Source organism: Alteribacter lacisalsi, assembly GCF_003226345.1.
Lineage (GTDB): Bacteria > Bacillota > Bacilli > Bacillales > Salisediminibacteriaceae > Alteribacter > Alteribacter lacisalsi.
Genome location: NZ_PDOF01000001.1, coordinates 687,700 through 707,083, shown reverse-complemented (window position 1 = coordinate 707,083; position 19,384 = coordinate 687,700). Strand labels below are relative to the sequence as shown.

Here is a 19,384-nt window from a genome sequence, read left to right as displayed (position 1 = left end):
ACTGTGTATAAAAAAGGAGGACGGGCAGTTGAAACGACTACTGATTAAAAACGGCGTGGTGCTTGACCGGACTTTTCACGGGCACAGGCAGGACGTGCTGATCGAGGGAAAATTCATTAAAGAGATTGGTCCGGACATTGATGCTGAAGATACGGAGACGATTGATGCGGAGGGGAAGATTGTGATGCCGGGGCTTGTGGATACGCACCGGCACGTGTGGGAGTCGCTGCTGAGGCACATCGGTACCGACTGGTCGCTCCCAACTTATCTGGAAAAGATCTACTACGGAAATCTCGGCTCCCAGCTGAGCACTGAGGATTATTACATTGCCAACCTGTGGGGAGCGCTCGAGGCTCTTGATGCGGGGGTCACCACGGTGCTGGATTACACGATGCTGGAAACACCGGAACATGCCGATGCGGCGATTAAGGGACTTCGTGATGCCGGGATCCGCGGCGTGTATGCGCACGGCATTCCCGGCCGCGGGGAATACTGGGACCGGGAGAGCGAAAAACGGCACCCGGAGGACGAGAGTCGGAGAGTGAAACGGGAGTACTTTCAATCGGACGATCAGCTTCTGACGATGGCACTCGGCATCCGCGGGCCGGAATTCAGCGCATGGGAGGCAGCGGTTGATGACATCCGGCTCTCCGAAGAACTGGATGCGATCGCGTCGATGCATATTGGCTTCGGCACGTGGGGACCCCATGACCGATCAATCACCCGTCTTCATGAGGCCGGTCTTCTGTCTGACCGACTGAACCTGGTGCACGTCAACCGCATTCAGCCGGAAGAGTACAAACGGATAGCCGAGAGCGGCGCGTCTCTCTCGGTCACTCCGGAAGTGGAGATGATGATGGGGCATGGATACCCGGCTACAGGGCTTCTCCACGAGCGCAAGGGACTGGTGACGCTTGGAGTCGATGTCGTAGTCTCCACAGCGGGCGACATGTTTACCCAGATGAAATTTGCCCTCCAGGCGGAACGAGCCAGACAGAACGAAAAAACACTCGATGCCGGTGAAATGCCCGGCGAACTCGGTCTTACCGTCAAAGACGTACTCTCCTTTGCTACTGTGGACGGAGCGAAAGCACTCAAGCTGGATCAGAAGACAGGAACTCTGGAACCGGGTAAAGAAGCCGATGTTGTCATTCTCAATCCGGCCACATTTAACCTCCATCCGCTTAACCGATCCTATGCCGGGGCGATCGTCCAGAGCGCACGCCCGGAAAACGTGGATACTGTTCTCGTAGCGGGGAACGTGGTAAAGCACGGCGGGAAATTGACGAGAGACCTGTCAGACCTTCGCAGGCAGGTGAGCGAGGCGAGTGAGCGTGTGCTCCAGCGTCAGGAGGAAGCGGCGAAATAATTCATTAAAGAAGAGATCCGGAATTTCGGATCTCTTTTCTTATGGAAATAAAAACCGCACCATCCATGCAGTCCGGTGCGGTTCGCTTTTCAATATGCTTAAGAGGCCGCTTTGTTTTTGTCGCCTTCTTCGTCGTCCGATATAGAGAGAGACTCATCGCTTTTTTCCCCGTGGCGGCCAATCAGGAGAAGGTAGAGCACGACGCCAACACCGATGCCCCATACGGGTCCATGAACGGCGGTGAGCATCCCGATAGCCAGTACCAGTCCCCGGGAAATATTCGTCTTTACCAGGTTCATTGCCACGTATGCACAGGCAAAACCGGTGAGTAAAAGGGAAATGGACAGGGCGACCGGAAAGATCGGCATGATGATCGCGATAACCGGCAGCAGCAGACCGAGCGGAATCGCCATAATGTAGAAGTTCATCGGTCCGTCAAAGATGGACTTCATCACGCTCTGGCCTTTTTTGTACCGCTCAATCAGGAACACCTGCACACCTGTCCAGATTGGTCCGTGAATCCAGAGCAGCGGTCCGGCGGTCATGATTTGCCCGAGGTTTCTTGCTGCAAGCACAAAGTGACTGCGTGTCGGGTTGATATCGATTTTCTCATCTTTTCTCGCCTTGTCCGCGCCCTTTAACAGGGTGTGGGCGACGACGAGATCCCCGAATGCCAGCACGTAGATGACGAGCGCGATCGGAATTACCGCAAGGAACACCTCAAAAGGCGGCAGTCCCACAGCCCAGATCGAGAGCGTGGTCACCGTTTCTGTGACCGGCGGGATAAAGAAGCCCCATTCCATCGTGTACGTCATTTCCCCTGTGAAAAAGCCGACGATGCCCGCCGCCAGAAGGGATAGAAGCAGGGCGTTCGAGCCGGCCATAATTTTGGACCGCGTGTCCGGCAGTTTCGAAAAAGGAATCGAAAACATGAGCACGAGGACGATAATCCAGGAAGTGATCAGGGAAAAAGGCATGTCAGGCAGACGGTTGATTTCCGACTGAAAGGCCGCGATCGCAGCGCCCATTATGATCCCGCCCTTTAAGGCGACCGGGATCATGGCGTTAAATTTCTCCCCGAGCTTTGTGGCTCCAAAGAACAGAAACAAAAGCGAGACGACGATAAATAGTGCCATCATGCCTTGAATCGCTTCGATGCCGGGATTGAGTGTGTTCATATAAACAAGCGTTAGCGGCAGGGCCGGTGTGATCGCACCTGCTGCGTAAATATCGCCGAACAGGATAGTCTGTGCCAAAACCCAGAACAGCATCACCAGACTCACGGTCCAGGCGACTTCAAAAGAGACCTGGAAGTAATTCATCATGAGCGGCGTAATCGATCCGCAGGTGGCAAGCAGGATCAGCCCGCCCTGAATGTGCTGGCTTGGATTGAGCTTCAAGTGATATCCGGGCAGCCGCATCGTAAATGGCCCCCACTTAATGCCCGGATGAATCTCCCCGTATTTTCTCTCGGTTTTCATAAGTACCTCCCCTGAATTCGTTCACCTATGTATGTCACTTAACAGCGACGGTCTTTCTGTGGTCTACAATCCGCTTTGCTTTTCCTTCTGATCTCGGAATCGAGTGAGGCGGCTTAAGCTGCACGTCCATACTAACCAGCGCCTGGGTTTTGAGGACATACTGAATTTTTTTCACGAGCGCTTCCGCGTCCGGATGGCTGAGATCCTGGTCCGGAAGGTGTGCAAAAAACGGGTCGCATACCTCCACATGCAATTCAGCATGATCCATTGATCCCTTTTTCATCAGATGAATCTGATAGTGGCAGACGAGTTCATCCATCTGCAGAATCGATCGCTCCACTTCAGAAGGAAAAACGTTCACCCCGCGGATAATGAACATATCATCGATCCGCCCCTTTACGCGGCTCATGCGTGCCGTCGTTCTCCCGCATGTGCACGTTTCCCGGGTAATCGAAGCAATGTCGCCTGTCCGGTAGCGGATGACCGGGAACGCTTCCTTTGTAAGACTGGTAAACACAAGTTCCCCATCTTCTCCTTCCGGCACCGGCTCGAGTGTGTCAGGGTTAATGGCTTCAACAATAAAATGATCCTCAGCGATATGCAGACCGTCCTGGGCTTCGCGGCACTCCATGGCGATCCCCGGTCCCATCACTTCACTGAGTCCGTATATATCCATCGCTTTAATATCGAACATCTCTTCAATTGTGGCACGCATTTCCTCAGACCATGGCTCAGCGCCGAGAATGCCGCAGGCGAGGCTTGTCTGCCTCGGATCAAGTCCCTTTCTGATCATCGTCTCTCCAATATTCACAAGATATGACGGGGTCGAACAGATCACCCGCGGTCCGAAATCCTGAATGAGTGTAATCTGGCGCTCCGTATTTCCACCCGAGACGGGAACTGTGGCGCAGCCGAGGCGCTCCCCGCCGTTATGAAGCCCGAGTCCGCCGGTAAAAAGACCATAGCCGTAAGCGTTATGTAACAGATCTCCTTTTCTTCCGCCGGCCAGAAAAATCGAACGGGCCACCATATCGGCCCAGTTATCGATGTCATTTTGGGTATAGGCGACCACAGTCGGTTTTCCGCTTGTGCCCGATGATCCGTGAATGCGGACGACGTCATCCATCGGTACAGCCACGAGCCCGAACGGATAATGGTCGCGCAGGTCGGATTTGACGGTAAACGGCAGACGCTTCATATCGTCGAGCGACCGGACACTTTCCGCCGTTACATCTCGTTCTTTAAACTTCTCCCGGTAAAACGGAACGTTTTGTTCCACACGTGCAATTGTCTGTTTCAGCCTCTCAAACTGAAGGCTCTCCATCTCTTGCCGGTCCATCGTTTCCTCTCTTGCGTACGCTGCCATTTTCATGTTCCCCCTATAATAGTTTTCACACGGAAATGCACAATTTCGTCATACAACTAGAGTACGGACATATGTAAGCGCTGTCAATAAGTAATAAGAGAATTTTCTAAATTACCTGACATTTAGTTCTAATTATTCAGGAGCGTGGGGATTTCGTTATATAAGTCAAAAAAGGTGAGATGTTTTTCTGACTGAAATGCGGTTTTTTCTAACAAAAAAGTGTTTTTATCCAATTTCATACAGCCACTACTGCCTCGCTATGAAATCAGACGCGCTCCCGGGCATACAATCAGTAAAAGTGACATAAAGGAGGTGGAAGCGTGCACGAACTGCTCAACGATACAATCAGGCGCATGACAGATTCCCTCCGCTCTCTGCAGGCCAACGACGGCTCGTGGCGATTCTGCTTTGAGACTGGACCGACGACAGATGCCTACACCATTATCCTGCTCAGAAGTCTGGACACGAAAGGCGACGAATGGCTGATCCAGCAGCTGACCGAGAGACTGCTTGCCATACAGGACACTTCCGGCTCTTGGAAACTGTACCCCGACCAGGCAGAAGGTCATTTGTCTGCCACGGTGGAAGCCTACTTTGCCCTGCTGTATTCGGGTTATGTAAGCGAAACGGCGCCGAATATGAAAAAAGCCCGTTCGTTTATTGAAAAGAATGGCGGTCTGCATAAAGCCGGCCCCTTTACCCGTGCCATGCTTGCCCTGAACGGCCAGATCTCCTGGCCCCGCCTGTTCCGTCTTCCCGTTGAATCTCTGCTGATCCCCCAAAACGCACCGGTCAATCTCTATGATATTGTCAGCTACGCCCGGGTTCACATCGTTCCCGTTCTTGCGGCAGCCAACAAAGGGTATGTGTGCCAGCTCCCTTCCACACCGGACCTGTCTGCGCTCGGAAAAAGAAATGAAGAGTCCGCAGCGGAAGAAACGGAGCGGCTTTTCAGCACCGTTGCCGCGGAGATCCACAAACTGGCGGAGACCCCCGGACGGCTCAAGGCGAAAGCTTATAAAAAAGCCGAACGTCTGATGCTTGAACGAATTGAACCTGACGGTCTTTACTTCAGCTACATTACCTCCACGGTACTTATGGTTTATGCGCTCCTTGCGCTCGGCTATTCAAAAAATGATGCCGTCATTCAGCGGGCTCTTACAGCCATCCGCAATCAGGTTTGCCTGACAAGTACTCGTTCCCATATTGAATTTGCCACCTCCACTGTGTGGGATACAGCGCTTTTATCCCATGCCCTCCAGCGCTCTGGTGTTCCTTCGGAGGATCCGATGATCGCCGGTGCCGGCCGCTACCTGCTGAATCGCCAGCATACCAAGTATGGTGACTGGGCGTTTAATTGTTCCGGCACGCTTCCCGGAGGCTGGGGTTTTTCAGATATTAACACGTTTCTTCCTGATATCGACGATACGACTGCTTCACTGCGTGCCGTGAAGGACTTGATCGAAGCCATGCCCGAATACCGCATCACCTGGTTCCGGGGAACGGACTGGGTGCTGAAAATGCAGAATACCGACGGGGGCTGGGCTGCATTTGAAAAAGACACGGTAAAACGACGGCTCACCCTGCTTCCTTTTCCAGCTGCAGATCGTGTCCTCATCGACCCTTCTACAGCGGACCTCACGGGACGTGCACTCGAATTTCTCTCAGGTGAGGCAAATCTGCTTCTGCCCCACCCTGCAGTCGATCGGGCAGTAAACTGGCTTGAAAAAAATCAGGAACAGAACGGTTCATGGTACGGTCGGTGGGGGATCTGCTATATTTACGGCACGTGGGCTGCGCTTACGGGACTTTCAGCTGCCGGGTATGAAAAAGAGAACAAAACGGTTAAACGCGGGGTTGAGTGGTTTAACTCCATCCAGAATGAGGACGGGGGCTGGGGTGAATCCTGTAAAAGCGACACAGCAGGCAGGTACGTCCCACTCGGCTCAAGTACGCCGTCCCAGACCGCCTGGGCAGTGGATGCCCTGATTGCTGTTCATAGCAGGCCGACAGAGGCCATTGACCACGGCATCCGTTACCTGATCACCAACGCCGGCCGGTCAGACCGCTACCCGACAGGGGCGGCTCTTCCGGGTGACTTTTATATTTATTACCACAGCTATAACCACATATGGCCTTTACTTGCTCTGGCAAACTATAAAAGCAGATACAGCTCATAAAAAGAACGCCCGGCAGCATGCGCACCGGGCGTTCTTTTCGTATGTTGACGGAAAGGTATACTCTTTTTTATTTAACCAACAGAATCAATCCGCTGCCACTCGTGCTCCACGTCTCGCATCACCACTGCTGAATCAAACAACATCTTGCTCTCCTCGATGGCGAATGCATCAGCAAAGAACGTGGTCGCTGAGCTCTCCACATGGAACGGTCTCATGTTCCATGTATCCGTTACAAGACAAATGCCCTGACTGCACTTTTCCTCACGTGCAGGAGAGTACCCGTCCGCTCCCTCCTTAAAGAAGTCGGAGATTTCCTGAAAAGAAGAAAACACACTCGATTCCGGAATGTTCTCAGCATCGTGGCCCTTGAAACGCATGGTGACGCTGTCTTTGGTTGTCATCGTAAAGTCCACCTGCCCATCTTCATCCGTCACATCAAATTGCGAGTAATGTGTAAAACCCGGAAACAGCCGGCCTCCAGCAAGGCTGTTCATTCGGGAGTCCGTGTCCCTTCTGAATATGTATACGCCTTCCCTTTCTGTTCCATCCTCTTCCCATACCACCGCCATACGGTGGGCGGCATTATTACTTGAAGCACCGCAAGGCAATTTTGACAGTGATTTCGGACGCATCTCTTCCATGCGGATCTGACAGATGCCGATGATCGCTTTGCCTTTAACCAGTTTCGGACGAAATGGCGCAGGCAGAATGTCCGCAGCCGCTTCGGCACCGAGCTGATAATTTATCAATACTCTTCTCTTAATTACCCCTTTTACCGTGTTCATCGTTTCATCTCCCCTGTACCTATTCAAGTGCCAGTATACCATCATCTGTTTTTCTTCTCCATGGGACCTGCACACTTGACTCACAGCGCCCATACGATAACGGAGTGAAGGGGGCTGAGAGTGATGAACAATAATAATCACATGAACAATATGAACGGCAACGGCATGAATGGAAATGGCATGAACGGTCACATGGACCAGCAGCAGATGATGCAATTCTGCCAGCAGTACATGCACCACATGATGCAACTGCAGACTCAGGACGGCCAGATGGTGGAAGGCATTATTAACGGGGTGGACGAAAACGGCGTACACATGCTCGTTCCGGATGGTGACATGGACGATCAGATGCGCTTTTACGGCGGCGGATTTGGAGGCGGCTATGGCGGCTACGGTTATCCAAGACGGTTCCGCCGCTGGCGTCCGTTCTTTTTCCCTTATTACGGGCTTGGCGGTTTCTTTTTCCCGTTCTTCCTGTAGACCCATCAAAACACACGCGGTTCCGGCCGCGTGTGTTTTTAGTTCCTGATGCTGATCGAACGGATCTCCTTTACATGCGGCAGCGATTCTTCTGTTCCGCTTCCGGCCCGGATTCTGACCCGATCTCCCGTTTCCGCTTCCTCCCCTCTGATCCCGAACCATACGAGATCCTCTGAAAACTGCTCAAGGTCCATCGTGGAAAGAGGGAGCCGGGGAGGGGATTCTTCGCCGGTATAAACAAGGATCCTGTCCCGTTTCCGATCAATAACGATCCCCTCATAAACCGGAAAAATCACACTGTATACCGATAAAAATACGAAAGCCGTTAAACATAATACCACGCCTGACATCAGCCATTTTTTCAATTTGAACTCTCCTCTGTTCCAGTCTGATCGAACCTGATAAATGTGTCCATCCGGTTACAATCCTGCTTTTTTACGTTACACGATCAAAATATCCCTAGCCTTTTCAACGGTAAAGAATGTATAATAAGATTTATGACCTGGTCATAAACTTTTGTCAGGATTATATCCTTAAACACACGCCTGCCAGTCCACCTGACTGGAGAAGGGAATGAATACATGAGTTTATCAAAAGAAAAGAATCTAAGAAAAGCAACACTCCCGTTCACAAATGGAAAAGTATCAGCCAGTGTCCGTCAGTTAATCAACACACTTGTCCCATTTTTCGCTCTTTGGGTGCTCGCCTACTACAGTCTCTCTGTCTCCTACCTGCTTACCCTTGCCATTGCTGTAATCAATGCCGGGTTTACAGTCAGACTCTTTATCATTTTCCATGACTGCTGTCACCATTCCTTCTTTAAAAACCGCCGTGCCAACGAAATTGTCGGCACGATTACCGGAATATTAACGCTTTTCCCATACTCCCAGTGGCAGCATGATCACAACGTGCACCACGCTACGAGTGGGAACCTCGATAAACGCGGTGTCGGGGACCTGTGGATCCTGACCGCTGATGAGTACATCGAGGCATCGCGCTGGGTTCGTTTTAAATATCGCCTTTACCGAAATCCGTTTGTCATGTTTGTGCTCGGTCCGATCTTTGCCTTCATCATCCAGCAGCGCTTTAACCGGAAAGACGCGCGCCGCAAGGAACGAATGAACACATACCTCACCAACGTGGCGATTGTGGCGATTACCGCCCTTATGATTGTGCTCGTTGGCTGGCAGGCGTTCCTTATGATTCAGCTTCCGATCTTTATGATCTCCGGTTCGATTGGAATCTGGCTGTTCTACGTACAGCATCAGTTCGAGGATTCGTATTTTGAGTGGAAGGAAGAATGGGAGTACGTGAAGGCTGCAGTTGAGGGCAGTTCCTTTTACAAACTGCCGAAGATCCTTCAGTGGGTCACCGGTAACATCGGCTTTCACCATGTGCATCACCTGAACCCCCGGGTGCCGAACTACAACCTCGAGCAGGCGCACAAAAAGAACGAGGACCTGCAGCATGTGCCTACCGTGACGCTGAAAACAAGCTTAAAATCTCTGCGATTTCATCTCTGGGACGAAAAGAACCGTCAATTTATCGGCTTCAGGGAAATGAAGAAGCGTATGAAAGCGCAAAAAACGGCAGAACTGCTTCAGTACGCTGCCGATACGGTAAAAGGAAAAAAACAGCAGACGAGCTGACGTCTGAACAGACCGGCTCCCGATCAACGGGAGCCGGTTTTTCATATGGGCGGTAATTTAGTTTTCATCAAAAAGAAGATTAGATCATATAGGATAGGGAAACAGTTCTATAGATACCAGATTCAGGAACAAGGAGGTATACATGCATTATACGAGGGAAGAGATTACGCTCATGCTTACACACCTGACGGACGAAGAAGTGGTCAGAGTCTACGACTATATTAATCACCTAAAAAACAGACATTTCCTGAATCCAGTTTTGGAGGAGAGGAAGAAAAGGATAACCAGATCGTCCTGAAGCTGCTGCTTTGGGGCTTTTTTTGCAGAATAAGGAATTCAATGAGCTATTCCACCTGATCACGATCGGGTCAGATACGGCTTCTCCTTTTTACGAAGAAGGAACGCTTACTTCATCACAAACGGTTTTACTAAGCCGTGTTCGTGAAAAGGAATTTCTCTCCTGGCTCGAACTGTTTGCTGAAGTGACTGATGATGGGGAAATCATGTAAACGAATAATAATCCTTATCGGACCTGCCTGCGGTACTGGTGCAATGCTGAAGGAAAAAGATGGATTTCGAGGTCGGTTCGTTGTACACTATCATCAAACTAAAGCGAAAATGAGATGAGCCGATGATCAATTACGTGATTTTAATCGCGGGATTTGCTTTATTGATTAAGGGAGCCGGCTGGTTTGTGGACGGAGCATCGAATATGGCAAAACTCATGAGGATTTCGCCACTTCTGATCGGTCTTACCATTGTGGCCTTCGGAACCAGTTCTCCAGAAGCGACTGTCAGCATTATAGCTGCCGTAAAAGGCAATGCCGACGTGGCAATCGGAAATGTCGTCGGAAGTAATGTCGTAAATATTACGCTCGTCATTGGGATGACAGCAGTCATTGCTCCCCTCATGGTTCAGAATGATACGATTCGTAAGGAAATTCCATTTGCACTGCTGGCTGCCGCAGCACTGCTCGTTCTGACAAGTGACACGCTGCTTCAGAATGCCGATACAAGCATCATTACACGAAGTGAAGGATTGACACTCCTGCTGTTTTTCTCCGTTTTTATGTATTACATTCTTGAAGCAGCGAGACACAGCCGGGACCAGTCCTACGGGCTGCCTGCCGCCAGTTCTGCTTCGCCACGCTGGGGAAAGCAGATTCTCATAACGTCAGCAGGGCTCGCTGCGATCATTGCCGGTGGGGAAATGGTCGTCCGAAGCAGTACAGAGATCGCTCTATCACTGGGCATGAGTGAAACCCTGACCGGGCTTACCATCGTGGCAGTCGGTACGTCCCTTCCGGAATTCGCCACGTCAATTTCGGCGGCACTTAAAAAACAAAGCGAGATTGCGATCGGAAACATTGTAGGCAGCAATATTTTTAACATTTTCTTTGTTCTCGGCGTTTCGGCTGTGATCATGCCGCTTCAGGTGGATCCGCGGATATTCGTGGACGTGATTTTCATGATTGGCCTCACCGTTTTGCTGCTCTTCTTCTCACGCACCCACTACGCTGTTGGCCGGTACGAAGGCTTGCTGCTGGCTGTCGCATACATGGTGTATCTGATTTACATTATACTGAGGAACTAATAGTAAGGCTGGCGGGAGGACTTCTCCCGCCGGCTTTTTTCATGGCTCTTTTAAAGTTTATTGTTGTTTTCCGCTCCCTGCCCTCCCTTTCCGCGGGCACCACTGCAGCCTCCTCGGGAACCATGCTTCTTCCTCTGCTCGTATCGGTCGAAGCAACTCGAAGCATAATTGTGAAGGAACCGCTCGTCCCTGCGGGGTCTTCCGTCGCTGCTGTTCCCGCAGGAGAATCGGGCGTTCGCTCTAATAAGCTTTTTCTAAGAATCAACCCCAAGTTTTAAAAAAGCCTTTTCATAAAAACCTCGGAATGAAGTAAACTATTGCATAATAAATGACTTTTCATCCGATAAGTTAGTCCATGACTTTTTCCGGTTAAAGTGATAAAGTGGAACATAACAGTATTTATATGATTGGAGTTGCATGATGAACGCTAATACAATATTAAAAAGTCAACTGGTATCTGCCCATGGTTCTGCCCCCAAAAAGGTTACCCATATAAACTATGATTCCAGAAAGGTGAACACTAACGGCTGCTTTGTCTGCATAAGCGGGAAAAGTACAGATGGTCATAAGTTTATTGAAATGGCCATATCCCAGGGCTGTGTACAAATTATCGGAGATCAGCAGGATTCGCTGCTGGAACACGCAGAGCGATCTCCGCATGTGCAGTTTCTACATGTTAAAGATTCAAAGAAAGCGCTGGCGCTCTATTCCTCACACCTGCATCAACACGTACATAAATCCATGCGGTTAATTGGTGTAACGGGAACACACGGGAAGACCACCATTACCGCTTATATTCGCAGTCTTCTGAATGGTGCCGGAATAAAAACCGGTTCCATTGGTACTGCAGGTGTCTGGGATCACCAAAAGATGCTTCCTCTGGACAAAAGTACACCGACAACCCCGGAATCATCTGATCTGCACGCTTATTTGTCATTAATGAAGAAAAAAGATATTTCTTCAGTGGTAATGGAAGCTACTTCAATAGGGATTGATCAGGAGCGGTTATACGGTCTGCACTTCGACATTGCCGTCCACTCAAATCTTTACCCTGAACACCTGGATTATCACGAAACATTCGAGAATTATAAAAAAGCGAAGTTAAGTCTTTTTGAAAAAGCCGGCACCTCTGTTGTAAACATAGATGATGCCGGGATGAGCAAGGATATTATTTCCGTTTTCAAGGGCACATTGTGGACTTACGGGCTGAGCGATGACGCCGACGTGCACGCGAAAAATATAACCTTTTCAAAACGTGGGTGCTGCGTTGATCTGATCGTAAAGGGACGCCTGTTTTCCGTCTTCCTTCCGATCCTTGGTGTTCACAACGTTTATAATTTCCTGGCCAGTGTCTGTGTGTGTCTTGCCAAAGGGATGACCATCGGTGACCTGCTTCCGCTTTTCCAAAAGCTCGAAGGTCCCCCGGGCAGACTGCAGCTGATACCCGAATTTGCTAATCGTACGATGATCTTTGATTTTGCCCACACGCCCCTGGCATTGGAACAACTGTTTAAAACAGTAGAACCTTTATCGTATAATCGGCTGATTCTTATGATTACAGGAATCGGTATCCGGGAAAAATCCCTTCGCGCGCCCATCGCTAAAGCTGCAGAAGGGAGAGCAGATGAGATAGTCGTCACTGCGGATCACCCTGGCGAAGAATTGCCAATCGATATTGTAAACGATGTCCTGGACGGATTCGAGACTATTGGACCACAAATACACCCGGTCCCCAACCGCGGTGAAGCCATTAAAAAGGCCATGGGGCTGACCGAAGAGGGGGATCTGTTACTTATAACCGGGATCTGTATGGAAAATTTCCAGATCGTCAAAGGAAGGAAAGTTCCTTATTATGATTATGATCATGTGAAGGCGTTTTTAAATTCTTCAAGAAATTCTCGAGAAAGAGAACTGGAGTTGACAGAGAGCGACGGTGCAGTTTATCAGTCCTGACTAACAGTAACCGGCTGGTGCTGCCGTCAGAGTTGAGCTGCCAGCTGTCGCACCACTTCTGCCGCAAGATCCGGCTCATCAGATTGAATGTAATGCCCGCTGTTTTCTGCAATTATAAATGTACTGCAGTCCGACTGAGCGGCCGTTTCTTTCTGCATGATGTTCCATAGGGATTGGGCTCTGGGAGAATAATGATCTTTTTTTCCTGCTGACACGACTGTCAACAGAATGTTCCGGGGAAATCCAGTGCGTTTAAGCTGATTCAGACTTTCCATAAACTCCTCATGGTTTCCTTCGAGGGTGAACTGCTTTATGTAGGCATACTGAAAGGGTTCAGTCATAAGAGGCAGAAATCGTTCTCTGTAGTCTGAAGGGGTGGAATCAAGCAGGACCACACCTTTCACCTTTTTCGGGTACGCTGCGGCAAACACCTGGGCGTTTACACCTCCATAGGAATGCCCGACCAGGATGTATGGAGGTGGAAGGTTTGCCTTCTTTAACAGTTGGTTGAGTTCACTGACCATCTCTCTGGTCGTTCTTGGACCTGCTGGAGGCGGACCGCTTTTTCCAAGGCCTGCTCGGTCATATGTAAATACCCTGGCTGTTTCTTCAAGTTTCTGCGGCAAATCGGCCCATTTTCCGGAATGATCCCCGTAACCTGCTTCCATCACGATCAGAGGCTTGCCGCTGCCAGTCCCGCTTAAACGGATAAAATACTCCATCGCCCCAACAGTAATGTGTTTTTCTTCTATCCCCATCCTAACCACTTTCCCCATTACTTTTTATTCGTCCCATGTTTCATCCAGCCGCCCGGCATAAAACTGCAGCGATTTTTTGTATAGAAGCACATCTTTATCGGAAGTTTTTTCTGTCAGACAGTTAAGCAGCAGCTTCATGGCTTCATGGTGCTCCTTCATGTTGTAAAGTGTCATGGCATAAAACACCTGAACAGCCCGGTTATCAGGAAAAATGGCACGCCCTTTTTCAAGAACCTCCCGGGCTTTTTCATATTCGCCAAGCGTCCGATATGTGCTTCCAAGCTGTACGTAGGCATATTCAAGGTTTTTACCTGTAAGCCCCAGGGAAATGGCCTGTTCATAATAGCCGGCGGCCTCTCTTTCCACTCCACAGGCATCGAGACATGAAGCACAGTAATATTGTAACTCGGCGTCTACCGGCTCCGTTTCTGTTAATTTCCTGAAAATCTCAGCCGCTTTTTCACACTCACCTGCGTCCATCAAGGACAGGGCTTCAGTTTTATTCAATGTACCTCACTCTTTACGTGTTTCTGGATGCTTTTCATCACGCCGAGATGGTAGGTTTCATGGCTGATCAGAAATACGAGCAGCTCTTCGATCGTCTTTTCGAGCGGCATCGGCCGAGGCAGCTCCTCTGACAGCCTGCCGGCAAACCGATCTTCAATCATTGACGTCTGCCCCTCAAGCTTTTGCATGATGTCTTCTTTTACAGGCTGATTTTCTCCCCAGCCTGCGGGACTGGTACCGGTAGCAAACCATTTATAGTACTGCTCGTCCATTTGCTTTTCCCCATCAATTGTAAATAGGTACTCATCGTAGGTAACAAGCAAATGGCCGGCGTTCCAAATCAGATTGTTCGTAAAATGATCAGGAATAACATAAGCACTTTCTTCTGAGGTATCCTGAAGTGTTTCCATTACAAAATTCCTCCAGAATTTCAACTGGCCAAACAGGTTCTGCTTCTCCATTGTAAAACCTCCTCTATTGTTTGTAAGCACAGGGTGGCTGTTACTCGCCTGCAGGAACTCGCTCTCCTATTTGATCCAGAACCGGTTTACGACATTCCCGTCTGCTTCCACGAAATCCCTGTCCCTGATCCCGCCATTTTTCTGGATGGTCCGGCGCGAAGCTTCGTTAACATCGTCACATACGACAAGCACATCTTTCACACCAAGTTTGCGCAGTTTTTCCAGTGACAGAGAGAGAAGCGTTGTCGCGTAGCCTTTTCTTCTGTATCCCGGACGAATCCCATACCCCACGTGTCCCCCGCTGTTCATGAGAAACGGGGTTAGGGCTTGACGGATATTGACTGCCCCTACAATCCGTTGCTCCTCGTTTGCGAGCCAGTAGGTGGAATCCCTGACCCACCCCTCCTTCAGATTTATGCCATTATGATTGTTATGGAGAAACGTCACCATCGCGTCAAAATCGGACGGATCTTTTTCAACGACCCAGGGAACGATGTCCTCTCCGCTATTGATCCAGTCCCGGTAAAAATTCAGATATTCCTCGCGCCAGGAGACGTCCGGAATAACGAGTCTGACTTTATTTGTCATGATTCCATCTCCTTTTATCTGCTTCCATTCAATTCTCGAATCACGTCTGCTGCGTGTTCAATATCTCGCACACCATGTATTTCTACATCAAGAGATTCATTCTGTTTCGCTGCATGTGCTTCTGCAAAATTTAATTCAGGCAGAATCACGTGGGAGAAGCCTTCAGCTTCCGACGTGAGCAGTTTTTCCCGGATGCCGCCGACGGCTGACACCGTCCCGTCCCGCTCAATAGCACCGGTAATCCCGATCGGAACGGCGTTTTGAAGCTCGCCACGGTCATACATTGCCTTGAGTCCGAGGGCAAGCCCGGCACTGTTTCCTTTCAGGTTATCAAGTTCAAAAAAATCTTCTGCAAACGCGAGTCCGCTGTAGCCGTAGGAGGTGAGATTCTCCTCCATTTCGGTCATGCCGTCTCTGGTAAACCCTGCAAATGCGGCCAGCCACCTGTTTTTGCTTACATAACGATCCTGATTTGTGATCGGTTCAATATGATAGATATCGATATTCTGGGCTTCGAACCCTTCCATCAGCCATTCTTTGTCTTCGATAAAGGCCACAGGTTCGATTCTCACCGGGAGCAGGTACAGACCCGAGTCCTCGAGCAGATCTATTGGCTCCATATAACCAGTGGCCGTATAGGTTGCTGACTCATACTCAAGAAGCTGAAAATCGAATGCAAGGAGGATCAGTAGAACAGATAGGGCTGAGGTGAAAAAGCGTGTCTGTCTTTTTCGTTTTCGCAAAAAGAAAAATAGAATCACTGTAAAAAAACAGAAAATCAGCAGCAATCCGATGAAAATAAAACCATTCATAACATCATTTATGTACAGCATAAAAAGAGAGAGATACATAATGGCTCCTGCAATGAATCCGGCTGCTATGGGCATCCTCCGCCCCCTTTCTCGTAATCTTCGAATAATAAATAATATAGGAACGTCTATACGATCTGTTAAGGTGCCCGGGGCAACAGGGCAAAATGAGAAAAACAGTGCACCACCTCCGGCACCCTGTTCTCCTCCCTCTTTAGACGAGCGGCTCCTGTTTTTCTGAAGTCTCTATAAGTAACGGCAGAATCAGCAGCGATAGAATGAATAAGCCGGTCACCGCCAAAACGTATGCCGGGTAACTCATATCTGTGAGGAACAGCAGCGCAAATCCGGGCATACATACAAGGAGGCCGGCCGGCAGTGCTGACTTGTAATTACTTCTCGTAGTCACATACTGCTTTTCCCGGCAGTTCGGACACTTTCTGTCAAACAGAAATCCCAGCCCCTGCAGATAGGAATACTCGTGGCCACAGGACCAGCATTCAGGCAGTTTCATTCGCTCACCTCCGAGCATCTCACTTACCCATATTATACCATTGGTATGGTACGATGGAAAACAGAAGTTTCTGAACTAAAGGAGGCGTAACCATGAAACAAATCACAATAGCTGACGGAAGAACCGTCGAGGTTGAGTGCCTGAGCTGCGCGCTGACACGCGGTCTGATCAAACCTGACGGCGGCGTTGTGCTCGAAACAGAGTACTTTCATGCCCATCAGGATGTGGCCTACCCGGTTAGAGGGCTGATTATTCTTGCCTCCAAGCGCCACGTCACCTGTCTCGATGAACTGACTGAACCTGAGCGCGCCGACTATATCCATACGATGGCAAAAATCCGTCAGGCACAACGGGACGTTCTCGGAATTGAGCACGTGTATTACTTCTATAACGAAGACACGACCCACCATTTTCATACGTGGATGGTGCCAAGGTACGACTGGATGTATCAATTCGGCCGCTCTGTGGAGTCAGTACGCCCCGTTCTGCTTCACGCGAGAAATCACATGAATGATAAAGATCATATCCCACGTGTTAGAGATGCGATTAAACAGCTGTCAGCAGCTTTACGGTAAGTAAGTTTACCCTCATATCAGGTCTGGTTGCTGCACAGCGGGAAGACATACTGAAAGGCATGAAGGAGAAAAACCCTCATGCCTTTCTTTATTTTTGCCTATTCCTCCACCTCTTCAAGCTCCGGCAGATGTGTCAGCATCAGACCATCCCCGTCTTCCACCCAGGTAAAGTGCCAGTCAATGTCTCGGCTCCCCCCTGCCTCAACTGCTTCGGTCGTAATCGACACGGAATAGGTGGCACTTCCGGTACGCCAACCTCTTCCAATTTCAGGAATTTCTTCATCTTCACTCCGGATGGCTGTCAGCTCACCGGAACGCACCTCATCGACGAGTTCAGATAGATCCTCGTAACTGGTCGATTCATCATTTTCATAAAAATAGTGGCTGAAGATCACTTCACTGGATTCTTCATACATGTCTTCTATAAACGCCTCGGAATAACGGATCACCATGGACCGTTCCTCCTCTGTCAATTCTCCCCCTGCGATGCTTTCGATAATCATAATGGAAATAAGAAGTACAATGGATATTCCGAGGATGGTGCCTGTTAGAATAAGCAGTACTTTTCTCTGTGTGGACATTCCCTTTTCCGCATGCTTGTCCTGTGTCATATGATCAACCCTTCCTGCGGTCTGCTGTAAAAACTCTGAATCTATTTTACCATTTTTCCAAACAGAAAAAGCCATGGGATTCATGGCTTTTCTATGAAACATTTGTGCTATTTTGCAGGTGAGGTCCGTGCATGCTCAGGTTCTTCTTTTGGCAGCAGGCTTGTGACGGCAAAACTGAGAGCCGCAAGTACGAAGATCAGGATAAACACCGTATGAAGGCCGGCTCCCAGAATATCCGGCGCCACAGTCGCACCGTTCAGAGTGTGGCCGCCGATGTACTGATTGAGCACCGTTCCAAGAATGGTAATACCGAGCGTCTGACCGAGTGTGCGCAGAAACGCATTCGAACTCGCAGCCGCGCCCCGGTTATCCCAGCCGACGGATGACTGCACGATGACCGTAAAGATCGTCATGGAAAGACCAAATCCGGTTCCAACGAAAAACATGATCACAACGAGCACCCAGTTCGGCGTCCCTGCGGAAATAAGTGTCAGACCAAACGTACTAAGGACAATAACGCCGGTGCCGGTCATACAGATCGCTTTCGCACCGAATTTCCCGAGAATCCGGCTTGCATAGAATGCCGCAAGCGGCCAACCGAGACTCATGGGGATCAGTGTCAGTCCCGAAGCTGTGGCAGGCAGTTCGAGCACGCCCTGCACCCAGAGCGGCAGGTACGCCGTCAGGCCGATCAGCATCATCCCTAAGAGGAGACCGTTTGCATTGGCGGTCACCAGATGCCGATTTTTAAACAGGTGCACCGGCACGAGCGGTTCCTTAACTCGGAACTGAAGTGCAATAAAAACAGCCAGAAAGACGAGCGCAGTTCCGAGAAGACCGAACATTAGCGGTTCGTTCCAGGCGATTTCGTTACCGCCAGACAGAAGAGCGTATAGGAGAGCCCCGCTCCCAATCATAAAGGTGAACGCCCCGCCGTAGTCGATCGAGCGCTTTTTCTTTTCCAGTTTTTCCTCCAGGTTCCGTCCGATCAGATACATACTAACGAGTCCGAATGGGATATTCATAAAGAAAATCCAGTGCCACGTGAAGAAGTCCACCGTAAAGCCGCCCACGAGCGGTCCGAATATGCCGGCAATCCCCCAGATCGAGCCGATAATCGCCTGGGCCCGGGCCCGCTGCTCGTAACGGAACACGTCTCCGACAATCGTAAACACCATCGGCATGAGAGCCCCCGCCCCCACGCCCTGCAGGGCCCGAAAGGCGATGAGCTGCTCCATCGACTGGGAAAACCCGCATAAAGCAGAGCCGATTAAAAAGAGCGTAGCGCCGGTGATAAAGATCTTTTTTCGGCCGAATAAGTCGGCCAGTTTTCCAAATATCGGTGTCATAACGGCGTATGTAAGCAGGTAAATGGCAAACACCCAGCTGATCAGGTCCAGTCCCCCCAGGTCCTGAGTGATGCTCGGCATTGCCGTACTGATGACAGTCACTTCAATCGCCGCCAGGAATGTGGCAATCAGAAGTGCGGTCACAATTCTTTTCTGATATTGATCCATCTGTGCTTCCCCTCTTTATCCCCTGTTACGGCCCGTAATGTTTTGGGCCATTTTCTCTTTATAAACTGCTGAGTTAAACCTTAATGTTGACTATTCTATAGGCGATTGCAGCGAACGCGCGACACTCCTGCGGGAACAGCGCCGGCTGAAGACCCCGCAAGGCGGTTTTTCCACGAGGAGGCTAAAG

At 50.0% G+C, this 19,384-nt stretch carries 20 protein-coding genes; 8 read left to right on the top strand and 12 right to left on the bottom strand.

What is annotated here, in order from left to right; translation table 11 throughout:
* The first annotated feature begins 28 nt into the window (after window positions 1–28).
* The gene (locus tag CR205_RS03415; RefSeq protein ID WP_110516946.1) at window positions 29–1,369 is read left to right on the top strand and encodes an amidohydrolase family protein; all 1,341 of its coding nucleotides are present in this window, start codon (window positions 29–31) and stop codon (window positions 1,367–1,369) included.
* 98 nt (window positions 1,370–1,467) lie between these two features.
* Here CR205_RS03415 and CR205_RS03410 read toward each other — a convergent pair whose 3' ends face one another.
* A complete protein-coding gene (locus tag CR205_RS03410) occupies window positions 1,468–2,850 on the bottom strand; it encodes a hypothetical protein (RefSeq protein WP_201745344.1) in 1,383 nt (460 codons plus the stop codon).
* Between the two features lie 34 nt (window positions 2,851–2,884).
* Window positions 2,885–4,216 (bottom strand): phenylacetate--CoA ligase family protein, encoded by a 1,332-nt coding sequence (locus CR205_RS03405; RefSeq protein WP_110516944.1) that lies wholly within the window; start codon window positions 4,214–4,216, stop codon window positions 2,885–2,887.
* 320 nt (window positions 4,217–4,536) lie between these two features.
* Between CR205_RS03405 and shc the strand changes: the two genes are divergently transcribed.
* The gene (shc, locus tag CR205_RS03400; RefSeq protein WP_110516942.1) at window positions 4,537–6,396 is read left to right on the top strand and encodes a squalene--hopene cyclase; all 1,860 of its coding nucleotides are present in this window, start codon (window positions 4,537–4,539) and stop codon (window positions 6,394–6,396) included.
* 71 nt (window positions 6,397–6,467) lie between these two features.
* On the opposite strand, the gene CR205_RS20180 is transcribed toward shc, so the two are convergent.
* A complete protein-coding gene (locus tag CR205_RS20180; protein ID WP_236634693.1) occupies window positions 6,468–7,226 on the bottom strand; it encodes a DUF2071 domain-containing protein in 759 nt (252 codons plus the stop codon).
* 78 nt (window positions 7,227–7,304) lie between these two features.
* On the opposite strand from CR205_RS20180, the gene CR205_RS20175 reads away from it, so the two are divergent.
* A complete protein-coding gene (locus CR205_RS20175; protein ID WP_161524656.1) occupies window positions 7,305–7,661 on the top strand; it encodes a hypothetical protein in 357 nt (118 codons plus the stop codon).
* 38 nt (window positions 7,662–7,699) lie between these two features.
* On the opposite strand, the gene CR205_RS20170 is transcribed toward CR205_RS20175, so the two are convergent.
* Window positions 7,700–8,026, bottom strand: coding sequence for a DUF3221 domain-containing protein (locus tag CR205_RS20170; RefSeq protein ID WP_161524655.1), 327 nt, complete (start codon window positions 8,024–8,026; stop codon window positions 7,700–7,702).
* A 216-nt stretch (window positions 8,027–8,242) separates the two neighbouring features.
* Between CR205_RS20170 and CR205_RS03390 the strand changes: the two genes are divergently transcribed.
* The 4 genes from CR205_RS03390 to CR205_RS03370 all read left to right on the top strand — a co-directional run bounded on the left by CR205_RS03390 (window position 8,243) and on the right by CR205_RS03370 (window position 12,857).
* Window positions 8,243–9,310: a fatty acid desaturase gene (locus CR205_RS03390; protein WP_110516938.1), complete on the top strand. Its 1,068-nt coding sequence runs from the start codon at window positions 8,243–8,245 to the stop codon at window positions 9,308–9,310.
* Between the two features lie 320 nt (window positions 9,311–9,630).
* Window positions 9,631–9,819, top strand: coding sequence for a hypothetical protein (locus CR205_RS03385; RefSeq protein WP_142669853.1), 189 nt, complete (start codon window positions 9,631–9,633; stop codon window positions 9,817–9,819).
* A gap of 125 nt (window positions 9,820–9,944) precedes the next feature.
* On the top strand, window positions 9,945–10,904 hold the full coding sequence (locus CR205_RS03380; RefSeq protein ID WP_110519660.1) for a calcium/sodium antiporter: 960 nt from the start codon (window positions 9,945–9,947) through the stop codon (window positions 10,902–10,904).
* A gap of 420 nt (window positions 10,905–11,324) precedes the next feature.
* Window positions 11,325–12,857: a UDP-N-acetylmuramoyl-L-alanyl-D-glutamate--2,6-diaminopimelate ligase gene (locus CR205_RS03370; protein WP_161524654.1), complete on the top strand. Its 1,533-nt coding sequence runs from the start codon at window positions 11,325–11,327 to the stop codon at window positions 12,855–12,857.
* Between the two features lie 26 nt (window positions 12,858–12,883).
* Here the strand turns inward: CR205_RS03370 and CR205_RS03365 are convergent, their stop codons facing one another.
* From CR205_RS03365 to CR205_RS03340, 6 genes are all read right to left on the bottom strand, one after another.
* Window positions 12,884–13,615: an alpha/beta fold hydrolase gene (locus CR205_RS03365; RefSeq protein WP_110516930.1), complete on the bottom strand. Its 732-nt coding sequence runs from the start codon at window positions 13,613–13,615 to the stop codon at window positions 12,884–12,886.
* A gap of 24 nt (window positions 13,616–13,639) precedes the next feature.
* Window positions 13,640–14,122 carry a tetratricopeptide repeat protein gene (locus CR205_RS03360; RefSeq protein ID WP_110516928.1) on the bottom strand — a complete coding sequence of 161 codons (483 nt, stop codon included), beginning with the start codon at window positions 14,120–14,122 and terminating at the stop codon, window positions 13,640–13,642.
* Window positions 14,119–14,583 (bottom strand): DinB family protein, encoded by a 465-nt coding sequence (locus CR205_RS03355; RefSeq protein WP_110516926.1) that lies wholly within the window; start codon window positions 14,581–14,583, stop codon window positions 14,119–14,121. Before CR205_RS03355 ends, CR205_RS03360 begins: the two co-directional genes overlap by 4 nt.
* Window positions 14,584–14,649: 66 nt before the next feature.
* Entirely contained in the window at window positions 14,650–15,171 is a 522-nt protein-coding gene (locus tag CR205_RS03350) for a GNAT family N-acetyltransferase (protein WP_110516924.1), read from the bottom strand.
* Between the two features lie 14 nt (window positions 15,172–15,185).
* Window positions 15,186–16,058: a S16 family serine protease gene (locus CR205_RS03345; protein ID WP_110516922.1), complete on the bottom strand. Its 873-nt coding sequence runs from the start codon at window positions 16,056–16,058 to the stop codon at window positions 15,186–15,188.
* Window positions 16,059–16,194: 136 nt separating this feature from the next.
* Window positions 16,195–16,494, bottom strand: a complete 300-nt coding sequence (locus CR205_RS03340; RefSeq protein ID WP_161524653.1) for a TIGR04104 family putative zinc finger protein — start codon at window positions 16,492–16,494, stop codon at window positions 16,195–16,197.
* A 92-nt stretch (window positions 16,495–16,586) separates the two neighbouring features.
* Here CR205_RS03340 and CR205_RS03335 point away from each other — a divergent pair, with 92 nt between their 5' ends.
* Window positions 16,587–17,069: an HIT family protein gene (locus tag CR205_RS03335; RefSeq protein ID WP_110516918.1), complete on the top strand. Its 483-nt coding sequence runs from the start codon at window positions 16,587–16,589 to the stop codon at window positions 17,067–17,069.
* Between the two features lie 98 nt (window positions 17,070–17,167).
* Here CR205_RS03335 and CR205_RS03330 read toward each other — a convergent pair whose 3' ends face one another.
* Window positions 17,168–17,680, bottom strand: a complete 513-nt coding sequence (locus CR205_RS03330; RefSeq protein WP_110516916.1) for a hypothetical protein — start codon at window positions 17,678–17,680, stop codon at window positions 17,168–17,170.
* A 107-nt stretch (window positions 17,681–17,787) separates the two neighbouring features.
* Window positions 17,788–19,197 carry an MDR family MFS transporter gene (locus CR205_RS03325; RefSeq protein WP_110516914.1) on the bottom strand — a complete coding sequence of 470 codons (1,410 nt, stop codon included), beginning with the start codon at window positions 19,195–19,197 and terminating at the stop codon, window positions 17,788–17,790.
* Window positions 19,198–19,384 lie beyond the last annotated feature (187 nt).

Bases quoted from the DNA above. Each gene is read 5' to 3' on its own strand.
- CR205_RS03340 (WP_161524653.1), bottom strand. From the start codon at position 16,494: ATGAAACTGCCTGAATGCTGGTCCTGTGGCCACGAGTATTCCTATCTG.
- CR205_RS03335 (WP_110516918.1), top strand. From the start codon at position 16,587: ATGAAACAAATCACAATAGCTGACGGAAGAACCGTCGAGGTTGAGTGC.
- CR205_RS03355 (WP_110516926.1), bottom strand. From the start codon at position 14,583: ATGGAGAAGCAGAACCTGTTTGGCCAGTTGAAATTCTGGAGGAATTTT.
- CR205_RS03345 (WP_110516922.1), bottom strand. From the start codon at position 16,058: ATGCCCATAGCAGCCGGATTCATTGCAGGAGCCATTATGTATCTCTCT.
- CR205_RS03390 (WP_110516938.1), top strand. From the start codon at position 8,243: ATGAGTTTATCAAAAGAAAAGAATCTAAGAAAAGCAACACTCCCGTTC.
- CR205_RS03365 (WP_110516930.1), bottom strand. From the start codon at position 13,615: ATGGGGATAGAAGAAAAACACATTACTGTTGGGGCGATGGAGTATTTT.
- CR205_RS20175 (WP_161524656.1), top strand. From the start codon at position 7,305: ATGAACAATAATAATCACATGAACAATATGAACGGCAACGGCATGAAT.
- CR205_RS03405 (WP_110516944.1), bottom strand. From the start codon at position 4,216: ATGGCAGCGTACGCAAGAGAGGAAACGATGGACCGGCAAGAGATGGAG.
- CR205_RS03410 (WP_201745344.1), bottom strand. From the start codon at position 2,850: ATGAAAACCGAGAGAAAATACGGGGAGATTCATCCGGGCATTAAGTGG.
- CR205_RS03350 (WP_110516924.1), bottom strand. From the start codon at position 15,171: ATGACAAATAAAGTCAGACTCGTTATTCCGGACGTCTCCTGGCGCGAG.
- CR205_RS03370 (WP_161524654.1), top strand. From the start codon at position 11,325: ATGAACGCTAATACAATATTAAAAAGTCAACTGGTATCTGCCCATGGT.
- CR205_RS03330 (WP_110516916.1), bottom strand. From the start codon at position 17,680: ATGACACAGGACAAGCATGCGGAAAAGGGAATGTCCACACAGAGAAAA.
- CR205_RS20180 (WP_236634693.1), bottom strand. From the start codon at position 7,226: ATGATGGTATACTGGCACTTGAATAGGTACAGGGGAGATGAAACGATG.
- CR205_RS03325 (WP_110516914.1), bottom strand. From the start codon at position 19,197: ATGGATCAATATCAGAAAAGAATTGTGACCGCACTTCTGATTGCCACA.